Below are 15,571 nucleotides of genomic sequence, written 5' to 3' on the forward strand. Positions count from 1 at the left end.
GTGTAAAGGTCTGGTCGTTAGCTTTTTAAGAGGTTGGCGGCCAGTCGGATAGCTGCCGGCGCACCAGGTGAGATCCGCCACCGACCAAGCGGCCGGGCAATCGAATTCTAATGTATGAGAGGCTCTCACGCGCTGATAAGGGCGATACCGCGGCTGCGGAAGCCGAGTGTTGCGTCGGACGCGACCGGCAAAATGCGGTCAACGGCGTGGTCCACGATGAAGAGCGTGCCGACGTCGGTTTCGACCTCGTACTCGACATGATCTCCGAGATAGGCCGAGTGCAGGATACGGCCGGCTAGTCCCTGCCCACGGCCCTCGGAAACGGCGATGGCACCGGGCCGGACGGCAAGGCTTGCCGCACCCGGCGTCGCCCGCCCGGCTGGCACGCGATGCTTGAAACCACCAATACGGATTTCCGCATCGGCGCCGTCGATGCCGACCACCTCGCACGGGATGACATTCGCCTCCCCCATGAAATCGGCGATGAAGGCTGAAGCGGGCGCTTCATAGAGATCGCGCGGGGCGCCGGACTGGGCGATTTCGCCATCCTTCATGACGATGATCCGATCCGAGACGGCAAGCGCCTCGTCCTGATCGTGGGTGACATAGACGGCCGTGAAGCCCAGACGCTGCTGGAGCTGGCGGATATCGGTGCGCACCTTGCGGCGCAGGCGCGCATCGAGGTTGGAGAGCGGCTCATCGAGAAGCAGGACCTGCGGCTCCAGCACCAGCGCGCGGGCGACGGCAACGCGCTGCTGCTGGCCACCGGAGAGCTCGGCCGGAAGGCGATGGCCCATGCCGGCAAGGCCGACGAGCGCCAGCCCCTCTTCCGCCTTCTCGCGCGCTTCCTTGCGGCTGAGGCCGGAGGATTCCAGGCCATAGGCGACATTGTCGCGCGCATTCATATGCGGAAACAGCGCATAGGATTGAAAGACCATCGAGACGTCGCGCTCGTTGGCCGGCAACATGGTGACGTCCTTGCCGCCGATCAGGATTTTTCCGGCCGAAGGATGTTCGAGGCCGGCAAGCATGCGCAGCGTCGTCGTCTTGCCGCAGCCGGAAGGGCCAAGCAGGGTGACGAGCGTGCCGGGCTCGATGGTGAGCGACAGGTCGGCAATGGCGGTGAAGGCGCCGAACGTCTTGCGCACGTTCTGGAAGACGACGGAACCGGCTTTCTGGTTGATCATGCGATTTTCTCCTGACGAGAGGAAGCGGAGGTGGCGAGGCCGGCGACGCGGTTTTCACGGCGCAGGCGCCGTTCGCCCACGATGAGCTGGAAGCCGGCGATGACGGTGATCATCACGAGGATCAGCATGGAGGAATAGGCGATCGCCACGCCGTATTCGCCATTCTCGACCAGACCGACGATGTAGGAGGTTGCCATGTTGTATTCGGCGCTGACGAGGAAAATGACGGCGCTGATGGAGGTGATGGCTCGCACGAAGGAATAGACGAGCGCGGCAGTGATGGCAGGACGCAGGAGCGGCAGAATAACCTTGCGGATCGTGCGGAAGCTGTTGGCCCGGAGCGTCAGCGAGGCCTCGTCCAGGCTCTTGTCGAGCTGGCTCATCGCGGCAATCCCGCCGCGCACGCCGACCGGCATGTTGCGGAAGACGAAGCAGGCGATCAGGATCAGAGCCGAGCCGGTCATTTCGAGCGGCGGTAAGTTGAAGGCCATGATATAGCTGACGCCGATGACGGTGCCGGGAATGGCAAAGCTCATCATCAGGGCGAATTCGAAGGCATTTTTGCCGGCGAACTTTTGACGTACGATGATGTAGGCGGTCAACAGGCCGACAGCCGCGGTCAGCGGGGCGGAGATCAGCGCGATCTCCATCGTTGTCCAGAACGAGTTCCAGGCGACGCCCGTCCAGGCAATCCCGCTTTCGAAGCTGATCGAAAAGGCCTTGGCGTAGTGGTCGAGCGTCAGCGAATTATCGAGGCCCCATGTCTTCACGAAGCCGCCGATCAGGATCATTCCGTAAATAACAAGCGTGAAGAGGATCCACGGGATGACGACGGCGTGAACCCCGATCGACAGCCCGCGCGGCAGAGCGATATGCGATCCGCTATCGCCCTTACCGGTGACGGTGGCAAAATTCTTGCCAGACAGCCAGACGCGTTGGGCCAGGAAGGCGGAGAGCGTGAAGGCGAGCAGCACCATGGCGAGCACGGCGGCGCGCGATGGGTCGTTTTGCGAACCGACCACGGCAAAGAAGATTTCCGTCGAGAGCACACCGTGGCTGCCGCCAAGCACCAGGGGATTGCCGAAATCGGCCATGCTTTCGATGAAGCCGATGAGGAAAGCGTTGGCGAGACCAGGCTTCATCAGCGGCAGCGACACCCGCCAGAAGGTACGCCAGCGGCCGGCGCGCAGCGTCGTGGACGCCTCCTCCATCGACGGGCTGACACCCTCGACGACGCCGATCAGCACAAGGAAGGAGATCGGCGTGAAGGACAGCACCTGCGCGATCCAGATGCCGGTGAGGCCGTAGAGCCAGCGGCCGGGCTCGAGGCCGAACAGTTGCGACAGCCCCTGCGTGACGACACCGGCGCGGCCGAAAAGCAGCGTCAGCGCCAGACCGATGACGAAGGGCGGCGTAATGATCGGCAGGATCGTCAGCAGCCGCAGGCCCTTCTTGAAGGGAAAGCGCGTGCGGGTGGCGACGAGCGCGAAGGCAAGGCCGAGCAGGGTCGAGCCGAGGCCGGTCATGATGGCAAGCCACAGCGTGCGCCAGGCGACGCCGCAGCGGCCAGCACCGATCACGCAGTTGAGGCTCCAGATGCTCGGATCCTGAATGTTGCGGATGAAATTGGCTGCATTGAACGAGCCGTCGAAATCCTGCACGGCACCGATGAACATGCTGCCGATCGGGTAGAAGACGAAGACCGCGACGAGGAAGACCAGCAGTGCGATCGCGCTGACGACGAAGGCATCGCCCTTCATCACGCCGCGCTCGGCAAGGCCGAAGGCAAAGAGCAGCACGAAGGTGATGGAAGAGAGCACCGCACCGGCGCCCATGGCGGGCTGACTGTTCGAGAGCGGGCCGAAGAGTGTCTCGCTCACCGTCCAGTTCCAGCCTGAAAAGCCGATGGCGAGGCCCTGGAGCGAGAGGAAAAGAACACCGATCGCACCGGACCAGGCGAGCAGGGCGCCGCGGCGCATCGGGTCCGCAATGCCGCGGGCGACGACAGCCAGGAGGAGAAGCACGAGAGCCACGGCAAGCCACAGCCGGCCATGCGCGAATATCTGTACGAGACCGGGGGCGGCCTCCGTGGAAAGGGGGAAACCGGCCAGCCAACCGAGCCCGAAGAAGCCGTTCTCGATCCGATACCAGGGCAATAGGGTCAATGCGACCACGCCCAGGAGCAGGACCACGTCCAGCCTGCGATTGCCATGTCTCATGGCCGACCTCGCTGTTTTTGAGTGTAGGAAGGCGGCGCCTGTGGAGGCAGGCGCCGCCCGTCAGGACATCAGTTGGCGGCGGCGCCGATTTCGCGATCCCAGCGTTCCAGCAGCGCCTTGCGCTTTGCCGGGTCACCATAGGTCTTGAAGTCGTAGTCGATCAGCTTGATGTCCTCGAAGCGCGGCGCCTCCTTCGGGATTGCCGCGCTTTTGTTGGAAGGCAGCTGGAAGGACTTGGCATCCTTCATGCGAGACTGGACCTCTGCCGTCAGCGCCCAGTCGTACCAGATCTTCGCATTGTCGAGGTTGCGCGCGCCCTTGATGATCGACATGGAGCCGATCTCATAGCCGGTGCCTTCGCAGGGCGTAATCGACTTGACCGGGAAGCCTTCCGCCGTCTGCGCCACCGCGTCGTGCACGAAAACGATGCCAAGCGCTGTCTCACCACGCGCAGCCGCCTTGACGGGTGCAGAACCGGATTTGGTATATTGCGATACGTTACCGTTCAGCTTCTTCAGATAGTCGAACGCCTGGTCCTCGCCCATGATCTGCACGAGAGAGGCAAGCGCCGTATAGGCGGTGCCGGAGGAATTCGGGTTGGCGATCTGAATTTCGCCCTTCAGTTCCGGCGCCAGAAGGTCGGCCCAGCAGACCGGCTCCTTATAGCCCTTGGTTTTGAAGATTTCCGTATTGTAGCCCCAGCCGAGCGCGCCGGCATAGACGCCGACCGTCTTGTAACCGGAGCTTTCGGCCTGCTTCTTTGCCCAATCGTTGAGCTCATCGAGCTTCGGCGACTTGTATTCCAGCGTCAGATTTTCCGATGCCGCCTGAAGATGCGGGTCGCCCGTGCCGGCCCACCAGATGTCGGTCTTCGGGTTGCGAGCCTCGGCGCGAACCTTGGCATAGGTCTCGCCGGACGAGAGGCGAACCATGTTCACCGTGATGTCGCTATGCGCCTTCTCGAAATCGCCCTTCATCTGCTCGCAGATGACGACGTCGGCCGAGCAGATGAGGTTGAGTTCGCCAGCGGCCTGCGCCGGTAGTGCCCCGAGCGCCGTGCCGGCGAAGAGCATGAGGGAAAGGGTGTTGATTTTCATGCGGGCATCCTCCTGTGCCTGGGTTAGATTTTTCCCGTGAACGAGACACAGCGGGGCCTTCGGCCTGCCCGCGGCAGCGCGTTCACGATTTCCGATTGCTGTTTGTCTAAAGGGCTCGATCAGTTCGTTGCGGCAATTTCCGCATCGAACCTGCGGAGCAGTCGACTTCGTTCTTCCGGCGAGCCGAAGGTGGCGAAGTCATAGTCCACCATCTTGATCATCGAAATGTCAGGCGCTGCCAGCGGCAGACTGGATTTCGCGTTTGATGGCACCTGGTTCTGGCCGGACGCCGCTCCTGTCCCCTGCCCTTCCGGGCTCAGCGCGAAATCGACGAAGCGCTTTGCTTCCTCGATGTTCTTCGCACCTTTGACGATGCTCACGGCGCCGATCTCGTAACCGGTGCCTTCGCAGGGTGCGACGATCACAAGCGGAAAGCCCGCCTGCTTCTGCGTAACGGCATCATGCATGAATGAAATGCCGATGAGCGTTTCTCCGCGCGCTGCCGCCTTTATAGGCGCAGATCCGGAGGGAGTGTAACGCTCGATGTTGCGGTTGAGCGCGGCGAGATAACGGAAAGCCTCGTCCTCGCCGAAGAGCTGGACCAGCGTCGCAAGCGTGGTGAAGGCGGTGCCGGAAGAATTCGGATTGCCGCTCTGGATGCGGCCGCGATAAGCGGTATCCGTCAGATCCATCCAGCAGGTCGGCGCCGGCAGCTTCAGCTCGCGCAGCAGATCGGCATTATAGGCGAAGCCGAGCGCCCCGGCATATATACCGGCCGAGCGGCCGCCAGACATGGCGAAGAAATTCTGCGCCCAGGGCAGCATGTCGCGCTCATGGGCCGGCTGGTAGGGTTCGAGAAGATTTTCAGAACCAGCCTGCAGATGGGTGTCGCCCGTGCCGCCCCACCAGACATCGACTGTCGGCGCTGCTTTCTCCGCGCGGATCTGATTGAGGATGTCGCCGGTGCTCTTGCGGGTTACCGAGATTTCGTGCCCGCTCTTTGCCTCATACGCCGTCTTCATCGCGGCGCACCACATCTCGTCCACACCGCACACAACAGTCAGCGATGGGGCAGCTATGCCGGTGCTCGCCAGCCACAAAGCCGCTAACACGCTGAAAGCGGTAATGCCTCTCACGATTTCCTCCCATTGGATCTTGCGTCCCAATCTCCGCAGTAAGGATGTCACATCTGCTGCCTTGCGCAACCGAAGAATGGTTACGGTTCTTACAGCTTTGCCCGCGACGTACCCTTAAAAAATGACAAAGGTTACAAATGTGACAAAGCGCATAACACGAGCCCGCTTTGAAGATCGTGACGGCCCTGCCTATAATGGATGCGGGAGGTCGTGCATGTGTTGAATGAGAGGATCAGCATTCTGATCGTCGAGGACGATCCTGACATGGCGGAGCTTATCTCCGACCTTGTGGAGGCGGAGGGCTGGACGCCGCTCACCGCGCCATCAGCGGAGGAAGCGGCGATCGTGCTTTCGCGCGAAACGGTGCATCTCGTGCTCGTCGACCATAACCTGCCCGGCACCTCCGGCCGTACCTTCGCGCAGCGCCTGCGGGCGCAGACCAATATCGGCATTGTCATGGTGACGGCTGCCGGCAGCGCAGCGGACCGGGTCCTCGGCCTAGAAACGGCGGCCGACGACTATGTCGTCAAACCCTTCGAGCCCATCGAATTGACGGCGCGCATCAAGGCCGTGCTGCGTCGGACCATCCCCTCGCTGAAGCCGGAGCGGGAAAGCGAACGGGAGCACGAGCCTACATCCCTGAAGCTCGGCGACTGGTCGGTGGATCTCAAGAGCCGCCGCGCCATCTGCCGCGCAGATCCTGCCAAGTCGCTCACGAGCGCCGAATTCGCGCTGCTCGAAATCCTCGCCGAAACGCCGAACGCCCCCGTCAGCCGCGCGCATATCCTCGACCGGCTGGGCGCGGAAAGCGAGCGCTACATCGACCGCAATGTCGACGTGCTCGTGCTGCGTCTGCGTCGCAAGATCGAGCGCAATCCGGACCTGCCGCGCCATATCAAGACGCGCCGCGGCAAGGGCTATGTTCTCGACACCGACGATGGCGAGACCGCATCGTGATCAGCCGTCCCTTCCTCTCCTCCATCGCCTTTCGCCTGCCCTTTGCCATCGCCTTCATCTGCGTGCTCGTCTTCAGCCTGGCGACCATCGCTGTCTACGGCCTGCAGCGGGCTCGCCAGGAGATGGCCGCTTATGGCCTGCAGGCGTTTTCGAGTCTCGCCAAGGCCTCGCTGGTGTCGCGGCAGGTTTCCGATCTCGTCTCCAGCGCGCCCTTCCTGATGAATGCGACCTCGCCCTACCGGGTTTCCAGCGAAAGCCGCTCCGTCGTCGTGCAGGTCGATACGTTGCTGCGCGCCATGCAACCTGAGAACGACGGGGCAGCAGTGAAGGGTTTTGCGAGCAGCCGTATCGTCGAGCTGCTGGAAACGATCCGCACGCAGACGACGGCGCTTGCAGGCGACGCGGAATCCGCCCAGCAGCATAAGGCGGAGGCTGCGGCAGCGCTCGGCGAGATCGCAACCGGCAGCGGCATTGCTGATGCCGACTTGCGCGGTCGGCTGAACGCCGTCGTGCAATCCGCCTCCAATTCGGACAGCCTCTTCCAGCTCGGCGAATTGCGCCGGCGCTACGTCTCCGAAACCGCCCCGCGCCTCGAACCCGCCGCACCGGACATCCGGATAGCCGCCGCCGAGCTTGCGCCTTACGAACGGGTGTTCGAGGCACAGACACGCTATCTCCTGGAAATGTTTGCCATCCGCGCCGCCGTCTCGCGCCTGCATACGGTCTCGCGCGATCTGTCGCATGCGACGGAAACCCAGAGCGAGGCCGTCGCCCGCAGCCTCAGCGACGACCTCGTTTTGACCTCCGACGCCTTGAGCCGCATCCTCGTCATCGTCGCCGTCGCCTCGCTGCTCGTGCTGGCTATGGCTGTCGTTTCCATCCGCTCCGTCATGCGCGTCTCACGCGGCATCGTCTCCCTTTCGAACGGCATGAACGAATTGGCAGAGGGGCGCAAAGATGTCGATGCGCCGCGCTATGACGGCACGGAAACCGAGCTGGTGCGCCTGCTCGAAGCCTTTCGTGCGTTCCGCGAGAGCGTCGAGCGCGTGACGCGGCTGCGGCGCACGGCGGAGGCCGCTGCCCGCACCATCCGCTCCACCTTCCGCAGTATGAACGAGGGCATCGCGCTGTTCGATCCGCGCGGCCGGCCGATCACTATGAACCGCCGTGTCATCGAGCTGGTCGGCTGGTCTGGTTCGGCCAGGAAATTGCCGGTCCGCAGTTTCGTGACGCCGCTGCCGGAGATCGATCCGGCGCTCCTTCCGACCGAAAACGACGCAGGCCTGCTCTCCGACCGGTCGGTGCTGCGCCACCGCTCTGACGCCGGGCGGGTGACTGAAGTGTCACTGTCGCGCCAACCTGACGGTGGCATCGTGCTGCTGGCGCGCGATATCACCGACATGGACCGGCAGGAGGCGGAGGCAGCAAAGATACAACGCCTCGATGGCATCATGCGCATGACCCACCAGGTGAGCCACGAGGTCGGCAACATGATCGGCATCATCACAGGCAGCCTCGGCCTGCTGGAGCGCGAAACTGGCTTCAATGAGCGGCAAAAGCGGCACCTCGCCCGCATCCGCAAGGCTGCCGATCGCGGAAGGTCACTGGCCGGGAGCATGCTTTCCATCGGCAGCCAGCAGCCGATCCGTCCGGACGCGGTGGAGTTGGGTGCGGTGCTGCGCGGCATGGCCGATGTGCTGGAAATCGCCATCGGCGAAAAATGCCGGCTTGCCTTCGAGATAGCCGACGACCTGCCCGCCTTCCTCATCGACACGGCGCTCTTCGAACAATCGATCCTCAATCTCTGCCTCAACGCCGCCGCGGCCATGCCAGCGGGCGGAACGATCCTCATCCGTTGCGCGCGCAGCGAGACCGGCGTCAGCGTCAGTGTGACGGACAGCGGTATTGGCATGACGCCCGAGGCTATCGACAAGGCATTCGAGCCCTACTTTACCACCCGCGATGCCGAAGGCGGCGCGGGTCTTGGCCTGGCCATGGTTTATGGCTTCGTCCGCCAAAGTGGCGGCGACGCTCGTATTTCCTCGCAGCCGGGAAAGGGAACAATCGTTGAACTGTTGTTTCCGGCGTGAAATCGCGTTCCAGGTCCTTGAATAGTTTGCAACCTTGTGTGGGTTGCGGCGCTCGGAGGTTGGTGAAGTCTTGAGCGAATGGCAGCTTTCCTCCGATCTCTCGGAGCAGGTTAAAATGCTTCAAAACTGTGGGGCAGCTTTGTCAGGAATCGAATTATGCCCAACTTCTCAACATGAAGAAAAACTCAGTTGAACCGGGTGGCCTGCCTCACCAAGGCGATCCTCGACGGTGGGTCAGCACAGCAGTTCAGGTTTTCTGCTGCAGAACGGATATCATAGGTCGACATTGAACCGGATGCGCCGATAAGGGCCGCCGTTCGATCTTTTATTGGAAGAGAGAGTTTACCCGAGCGTCGAGATCAACAAGCTGAGTGCGCCGGCGGGAGCGGGCCGGTGAGCGCTTGCGAACGCAGCGGCAGCGATCTTCGTCATCATTCAGAGCACGGCACCGGCCGGGTCTGGATCGCGCCGGCAGCCTGCGTGGGCTTCGCCGGGGCATCGCTAGCCGGATTTGGCTATGCGCTCGTTTATCCGGGTTTTCGAATGGAGGCGGTCCGGCGCGCGCTAAGTTAAAGCGAGAATCCCTGTTATGAAATTCCGAACTGGTCTCGCAGGCGATCCACCCGCGCTTCGGTCAGGTATGGCGCGTATTCTGCTGATTAGAATGGATTCCTCGGAGAATTGATGTGTCAACGCGGCATTCGATATGGTCGCAACGAGCTCTGAAAGTGAGATCGTCTCGAGTAGATTTGAAGTTCCGACTCTCCATGTCGCTGAACCATTAGCTGCGAGGCGTGGCACTCCACGCAGTTGAAGAGATACGAACCGGAGACCATACAGTTGTCATCCAAGCCTCCGCTTAGGTTTCGCATTGTGGTATCCAAACGAGATGCTGGGAATTGCTTCAGCAGAGCAAGCTTGGAACGCAGATCACGGAGCCGACCGCAGCAGAAATCCTCCTGAGATACGTCAGAATCGCGGCAAATCGAGAGCTACATCGCCCCAGCTCTGTATTGTCGAACAAAGTTGCGGCAAGCACGGATGGTCAGGGCCATGACGGTTAGCGTGGTACCTGCAATGCCGCTACCTGGAAAGGCACTTGCGTCTGTCACAATAAGGTTTGGCACGTCCCAGCTCTGATTGAACGGATTGAGCACCGAGTCCTGGCCGGACGCGCCCATCCGCGCTCCGCCGGTTTCATGGATGGCGGCTCCCATGCACATGGTCTTGCGGAACCATTTCCGGAACATGAGACGGCTGAACGGGTCGGCGTCCGGAAAGGCGCCGCGCCCCATTTCCGTCAGCCCGTGCGGCGAACCGATGAACTCAAGCTCGCCGCCGACGCCGTGGACCATTTCGACCATCGTCTTCTCCTGCCGGCGCAGAAGCGCATGCTCTTCGTCACGCATTGTGCAACGGATATGAGGAACAGGGATTTTCCATGCATCCTTGCGCTTTAGGTCGAGGGTGATGCGATTGTCCGCATGGGGCAACATTCGGCCGAAGCCGAAGAAGGCAAGGCGCGCAGGTGCATCGTCTCCCACCGGGGCTCGACCCACGCTGCCCTGATAGTTGAAATCGCCCCGGTCGGGCGAAGCTGCGTCGAAACGGGGTACAAATATGCCGCCCGAGGGATTGTAGAAAGGGTCCGCCGGGGCGGAATCGTCGACCGCCCAGCCTTTGGCTTTCGGAAAGGAGCCGAAGGCGAGGCAGGGAAGCTGGTCCATGAAAAAGCGCCCGAGCGTGCCAGAGCTGTTTCCCAATCCGTCCGGATGCCGGGCTGAAGCCGAATTCAGGAGCAGCCTGACGCTCTCGATCGGTGACGCCGACAATACGACTGTCGCCGCCCGGACCGCTTCCATCTTGCCGGTGACACGATCGACGAATTCTGCGCCGGTGGCCCGGCCATTCTGCTCGTCCGTCGTGATGCGGCGGACGACGGCGTCGTGCCGAATGGTCAGGTTTCCAGTCTGAAGCGCGTCGCGCAGAGGCCGCGGTGTGCGTTCGATTTCCGGCGCGATGTAGCGCCAGGAGACAACATGCCGATCCCGCCAGCGACCCTCGACCTCGCGCTTGAAAATTTCTTCCGCCGGCGTCAGTTTCGCCGGCCTGGCATAGATGCCATCCGGCAGCGTCGGGACATGATCCCGGTTGCCGTAAAGCCCTAGATACGATTCGACCTCGTCATAGTAGGAAGCAAGCTCGGCATAGGAGACCGGCCAATCGACCCCTTTGCCGGTCAGTGTGTTGATCTTGAAATCGTCGTCTGTCCAGCGCAGAAGCACACGACCGAAGCTGTGAAGCCGCCCTCCGCTCTGACGCCCGCGGATCCAGAGAAAGGGCGCATCCTTTGGTGTCGTATAGGGGTTCTTGCGGTCATTGACGAAAAAGTGGCTGAAGCGCTCGGTGAAGAAGGCGGCTCGGGCCTGAATGGGTTGCCCCTTCAAAGTAGCCCTTGCGCGCTCCCAGATATTGATGCTGCTGGCGGGCAACTTCTTGCGCGAGGGGTCGAAGTCCCCATGTCCGATCGCGGGCCCGGCTTCGAGAAGAAGCACCGAAAGCCCGTGGGCCGTCAGTTCCTTGGCCGCAAAGGATCCGGCGGCGCCGGATCCGATCACCAACGCGTCATAGATGACCTGAGACATGTGGGAATTCCCTATTCTTTGAAGGCAGTTTCAGAGGCGGGCGCCGTCGGCGCCGAAGAGAGAGGCCTTGGCGATGGCGAGTCCCGGCTTGATGCTATCGCCGGGGTTGAGCGCCACATCGTCCATGACCCTGTAGGAGAGGTTCTCTCCCGACCAGTCGAACCAGACGACGGTGTCGGTGCCCATCGGCTCTACGACCGAGACGATCCCGGGGATAGTGGGCAACTTCGCCGCCGCGCCGCCGGATACGAGATGCTCCGGCCGAAACCCCAGCGTGGCCGGGCAAGGCTTCGGTTCGGCAGAAAACTGATAGGCGGAGAGGTCGACGAGCAGGTCCTTGCTCCTGAAGAACGGGGCTCCGTTTCCGACCGTGACCTCGCCATCGATGAAGTTCATCGCCGGCGAGCCGATGAAGCCGGCAACATAGCGATTTGCCGGCCTGTAATAGATCTCCTTGGGCGCGCCGAGCTGCATGATCCGGCCCTGGCGCATCACGGCGATGCGGTCGGCGAGCGTCAGCGCCTCGACTTGGTCGTGGGTCACATAGATCATCGTATTGCCGAGCTGCTGGTGCAGCTTCTTGATCTCGACACGCAGTTCATTGCGCAGCTTGGCATCGAGATTGGAGAGCGGCTCGTCGAACAGGAAGACGCTGACCTCGCGAACCAGAGCCCGGCCAATCGCCACGCGCTGGCGCTGCCCGCCGGACAGTTGCGCCGGACGCCGTTCGAGCAGGTTTTCGAGATGAAGAAGGGCCGCTGTCTTTTCGACGCGGCTTGCGATTTCATCCTTGGACACGCCGGCGACGCGCAGCCCGAAAGAGAGATTCTTGCGAACCGTCATGTGCGGATAGAGGGCATAGGACTGGAACACCATGCCGATGCCGCGGTCCTTGGGTTCCTCCCAAGTCACGTTGCGGCCCGAGATCCAGACTTCGCCCTCGGACGCTTCGTTGAAGCCGGCGATCGTGTTGAGAAGCGTCGACTTTCCGCAGCCCGACGGCCCGAGCAGCACCAGGAACTCGCCAACAGCGATATCGAGGGACAGCCGCTCGATGACGGTATGCGTGCCATAGCCGATTTTCAGATCGCGAATGGAAATCGATGTTTCCATGAAGCCTAACCTTTCACTGCGCCGGCAGCGATGCCGCGGACGAACCAGCGCCCTGAGAAGAAGTAGATGGCGAGCGGCACCAGCGCCGTGAGGATGGTCGCGGCCATGTTCACGTTGTAGGCGCGCTCGCCCATCGTGGTGTTGACGATATTGTTGAGCTGGACCGTCATCGGCAGGTTGTCGCGTCCGGCGAAGACGAGACCCAGAAGGAAGTCGTTCCAGATCCCTGTGAACTGGAAGAGCGAGGCGACGACAATCATCGGCGTCGACAGGGGCAGCATGATCTCGAAGAAGATGCGCCAGAACCCGGCCCCATCGACACGCGCCGCCCGGCAGAGCTCTTCGGGAATATTCACGAAGTAATTTCGGAACAGAAGAGTCACGAGCGGCAGGCCGAAAATGACATGGACCAGGACGATGCCCGCGAGCGAATTGTAAAGCTCGAGATTGGCCATGATACGGACCAGCGGGTAGAGGAAGATCTGGTAGGGGATCAGGCCGCCGGCCATCAGCAGCGCGAACAGAATTCGCGAGCTTGACGAGCGCCAGAAGGACAGGGCGTAGCCGTTCAGCGCGCCGAGGAAGACCGAGAGGGTGACGGCGGGAACCGTGATCTTGACCGAGTTCCAGAACCCGCTGCGCACGCCGACGCATTCTATCCCCTGGCAGGCGCCGGACCAGGCCGTGCTCCAGGCGCCGATGTCGAATTGCCGTGGCAGTTCGAAGATCTGGCCGAGCCGGACTTCATCCATCGTCTTCAGCGACGTGGCGAGCATCACGAAGAGCGGAAGCAGGAAGAACAGGGCCGCGGCAATGAGAAAGACATATATCCCGATGCGCTCGGGCGTCAGCCGCGAGGGTTTCGGTCCGTTCGGACGAATGTGATTGCTCATCAGGCGCCCTCCCGGCGTCTCGCCCGCATGTGAACGGCGTAGCGGAAAGGCGCGACCACCGCGATGACGGTCAACACCAGGACCGTCGCGCCGGCCGTCGCCAGCCCCAGATTCTGCCGCTGAAACAGGCTGTCCATGATAAACTTGGCAGGAACTTCGGTCGCATATCCCGGGCCGCCATTGGTCATGGCTACGATCAGGTCATAGGTCTTGATGACGCCCAGGGCGAGCAACATGCCAGCAGCGGCGAGAGCAGGTCCGAGCTGCGGCAGGATGATGGAGAGATAGATGCGGCAGGCGGGAACGCCGTCGATCTGGGCCGCCCGCCATTGTTCGGTCTCGATCCCCCGCATGCCGGCGAGCGCAATGACCATGACGAGCCCGGCGCCTTGCCAGATCCCGGCGATAACGACCGCATAGATGGCCAGGTTGGGGTTGACGACCCAATCGAACGAGAAGTCTTGCCAGCCGAAGGCGCGAACACTGGCCTGTATGCCGAAGGTAGGGTTCATCATCCACTGCCAGATCAGGCCCGTCACAACGAAGGACATGGCATAGGGATAGAGGAAGATCGTCCTGAACACACTTTCGAAGCGGATCTTACGATCGAGGGCTGCCGCGAGCAGGAAGCCGACGACCAGGCAGCCCAGCACGTAGAGAACGCCGAAGATGGCAACATTCTGCAGTGCCGCCCACCATTTCGGCGTCGCAAACAGCTTCGCATATTGCGAAAGACCCACATAGTTGGAGGAGGGAAACAGCGTGGAATCGGTAAAGGACAGACGGATCGACCACAGCATCGTGCCGACATAGATCACGATGACCGCGATCCATGTTGGTAACAGAGCCGTGGTGACGGCAAATGATCGCTTGTAGCTTCGTGACATCGGCGCTCACCAGTCCCGCGCCGGTCATCCGCATCGCATTATGACGAATGCGGATGGCCGGTAGAGGGCCATACTACTGGAATATGCTCGGGAACTTAGCCACTTCCTCGTCGACATTGGCCGACGGATTGCTCCAGAAGGCATCGACATAATCCGCGAGCGCACCGGCCTGCTGAGGCGTGAGAATGATCGCCTGATCGGGGACGATCTTGCCGGCACTCATCAGCTCGAGGCCCTTCTGGGAGCAGGCGTCCAGTTGGGACTTGTCGACATCGGTGCGCATCGGGATCGAACCCTTCTTGATACTAAACGCGACCTGCACCTCGGGGTCCATCACGACTTCAGCCAAGAGCTTCTGTGCCTTGTCCTGGCTGGCATCCCCCGTCTTCGGATAGTCGAAGGAGTCGGCGATAAAGACCATTCCCTCAGATTCCGGCAAGATCATGCAGCCATAGTCCTTGCCCGGCACCTTGCCGGCAACGGTGAATTCGCCCTTTGCCCAGTCGCCCATGAACTGCACCCCGGCCTTTGCGGTGATGACCATGGCCGTCGCATCGTTCCAGTTGCGGCCCGGCGCACCCTCGTCGACATAGGCCCGCATCCTGCCCAGGATGGTCAGCGTCTTCTTGATGGCCTCCATCGAAGCGGGGCTCGTATCCTTATCGACATAGATCTTCAGGAAGCCGTCGATGCCTGCCTGTGACAGCAGGATCATGTTGAATACCTTGGTCTCCTGCCATGCCTGGCCGCCCCAGGCGATCGGCAGGATCCCGGCTGCCTTGAGCTTGTCCATGGCCGCGAAGAACTCGTCCCAGCTTTTCGGCTCCGACGCGATGCCCGCCTTCTCGAAGGCTTCCTTGGAATAGAACATCCAGCTCTCGCCATGGGCGCCGGTCGGCGAAAGAAAGACCTTTCCGTCATGGGAGATGAAGTCGTAGATCGTCTTGGGCAGGACGTCGGCCCATTTGCCGGCCGCGGCGACATCATCGATAGGATTCATCAGGCCCTGCTTGATGAACTCGGCCGGATCGAGGCCGATGACCACCTGCTTGGCGGTAGGCGGATCGCCCGCCACGATGCGGTTCTGGAAGGCAGCGTCGGCCGCGCCGAAGCCTGCAATGGACGAATCCTCCCACTCTCCGCCCCGCTTTTCGAATTCCGACCGGATTATATTGAGCGCCGCGGCCTCACCGCCCGATGTCCAGGAGGTCATGACCTCGGCCTTCGGCTTGTCGTCGGCATTCGCCGGAGCAAGCAGCGCCGCCAGAGCAGCCCCGGCAAGCAACAGTTTCATGGCATTCTTCATTGTTCCACCTCGTCAAAATGGCCCTCTTTGGTGGGACCGTT

At 61.8% G+C, this 15,571-nt stretch carries 11 protein-coding genes; 2 read left to right on the forward strand and 9 right to left on the reverse strand.

Annotated elements, in window-relative coordinates; genetic code table 11:
- Window positions 1-125: 125 nt before the first annotated feature.
- The 4 genes from JNB71_RS15585 to JNB71_RS15600 all read right to left on the reverse strand — a co-directional run bounded on the left by JNB71_RS15585 (window position 126) and on the right by JNB71_RS15600 (window position 5,639).
- Window positions 126-1,187 (reverse strand): ABC transporter ATP-binding protein, encoded by a 1,062-nt coding sequence (locus JNB71_RS15585; protein WP_220372701.1) that lies wholly within the window; start codon window positions 1,185-1,187, stop codon window positions 126-128.
- Window positions 1,184-3,406, reverse strand: a complete 2,223-nt coding sequence (locus JNB71_RS15590; protein ID WP_220372702.1) for an ABC transporter permease — start codon at window positions 3,404-3,406, stop codon at window positions 1,184-1,186. Before JNB71_RS15590 ends, JNB71_RS15585 begins: the two co-directional genes overlap by 4 nt.
- Before the next feature lie 68 nt (window positions 3,407-3,474).
- Window positions 3,475-4,503 carry an ABC transporter substrate-binding protein gene (locus JNB71_RS15595; RefSeq protein WP_220372703.1) on the reverse strand — a complete coding sequence of 343 codons (1,029 nt, stop codon included), beginning with the start codon at window positions 4,501-4,503 and terminating at the stop codon, window positions 3,475-3,477.
- Window positions 4,504-4,622: 119 nt separating this feature from the next.
- Window positions 4,623-5,639, reverse strand: a complete 1,017-nt coding sequence (locus JNB71_RS15600; protein ID WP_220372704.1) for an ABC transporter substrate-binding protein — start codon at window positions 5,637-5,639, stop codon at window positions 4,623-4,625.
- Window positions 5,640-5,837: 198 nt separating this feature from the next.
- On the opposite strand from JNB71_RS15600, the gene JNB71_RS15605 reads away from it, so the two are divergent.
- Together JNB71_RS15605 and JNB71_RS15610 are read left to right on the forward strand one after the other, a co-directional pair.
- A complete protein-coding gene (locus tag JNB71_RS15605; protein ID WP_222857299.1) occupies window positions 5,838-6,596 on the forward strand; it encodes a response regulator in 759 nt (252 codons plus the stop codon).
- Window positions 6,593-8,686: an ATP-binding protein gene (locus JNB71_RS15610; protein ID WP_220372706.1), complete on the forward strand. Its 2,094-nt coding sequence runs from the start codon at window positions 6,593-6,595 to the stop codon at window positions 8,684-8,686. The genes JNB71_RS15605 and JNB71_RS15610 overlap by 4 nt, the downstream gene beginning before the upstream one ends.
- A gap of 992 nt (window positions 8,687-9,678) precedes the next feature.
- Here JNB71_RS15610 and JNB71_RS15615 read toward each other — a convergent pair.
- The 5 genes from JNB71_RS15615 to JNB71_RS15635 form a co-directional block, all read right to left on the reverse strand.
- A complete protein-coding gene (locus JNB71_RS15615) occupies window positions 9,679-11,331 on the reverse strand; it encodes a GMC oxidoreductase (protein ID WP_220372707.1) in 1,653 nt (550 codons plus the stop codon).
- Between the two features lie 30 nt (window positions 11,332-11,361).
- Window positions 11,362-12,444: an ABC transporter ATP-binding protein gene (locus JNB71_RS15620; protein ID WP_220372708.1), complete on the reverse strand. Its 1,083-nt coding sequence runs from the start codon at window positions 12,442-12,444 to the stop codon at window positions 11,362-11,364.
- A gap of 5 nt (window positions 12,445-12,449) precedes the next feature.
- Complete coding sequence (locus JNB71_RS15625; RefSeq protein ID WP_220372709.1) at window positions 12,450-13,337, reverse strand: carbohydrate ABC transporter permease; 888 nt, start codon at window positions 13,335-13,337, stop codon at window positions 12,450-12,452.
- Window positions 13,337-14,224: a carbohydrate ABC transporter permease gene (locus JNB71_RS15630; RefSeq protein ID WP_220372710.1), complete on the reverse strand. Its 888-nt coding sequence runs from the start codon at window positions 14,222-14,224 to the stop codon at window positions 13,337-13,339. Before JNB71_RS15630 ends, JNB71_RS15625 begins: the two co-directional genes overlap by 1 nt.
- Window positions 14,225-14,297: 73 nt before the next feature.
- Window positions 14,298-15,530 carry an ABC transporter substrate-binding protein gene (locus JNB71_RS15635; RefSeq protein ID WP_220372711.1) on the reverse strand — a complete coding sequence of 411 codons (1,233 nt, stop codon included), beginning with the start codon at window positions 15,528-15,530 and terminating at the stop codon, window positions 14,298-14,300.
- Window positions 15,531-15,571: the final 41 nt, after the last annotated feature.

This window comes from Rhizobium herbae (assembly GCF_019511375.1).
In the GTDB taxonomy this organism is placed as follows: Bacteria; Pseudomonadota; Alphaproteobacteria; order Rhizobiales; family Rhizobiaceae; genus Pararhizobium; species Pararhizobium herbae_A.